Here is a 472-nt window from a genome sequence, read left to right on the forward strand (position 1 = left end):
GCTCGATCAGGAAATTGTCCGGGCACAGGTATACGACAGGCCCTTTGCTGTTGTTGAGCTGGGACTGCAGCATCAGCAGGCCGATCAGCGTCTTGCCCTGCCCCGTGTGCAGCTTGACGATCACGTCTCGCTGCTCACGATGGCTGGCAAACCAATCCTTCAGCACTGCAGCCTGGGCGGGACGCAACGGCCCCTTGTCGTGCGCGCGATCCAGGGTGTCATAAAGCTTGACCGGATCGGTCGGGCGTTCATCTTTCTTGCCGGCCAGTCGCTTCTTGAAGTCAACCATTTTTGTGTCTCCTATTTTGGTTCTAGGCCGCGGGGTCAATCGGTCGCTTCGACTTCCACTTCGACCTCGTTGCCCTCGATCTCGGCTTCGGTCTGGGCCTGAAGTTCGGCGATCGCTGCGCGTAGCGGCTCGTAGATCGTGATTTCTCCACCCAGGATTTCAAAGGTCACCGCGAGCACATAG

1 protein-coding gene is annotated in these 472 nt (G+C 58.5%); it reads right to left on the bottom strand.

The features are described from left to right. The coding region (locus tag GVJ63_RS21875; RefSeq protein ID WP_159227359.1) for a DEAD/DEAH box helicase family protein at positions 1-289 on the bottom strand (289 nt) is incomplete at its 3' end. Positions 290-472 lie beyond the last annotated feature (183 nt).

Source organism: Pantoea sp. 18059 (assembly GCF_902706165.1).
Classification (GTDB): Bacteria; Pseudomonadota; Gammaproteobacteria; order Enterobacterales; family Enterobacteriaceae; genus Pantoea; species Pantoea agglomerans.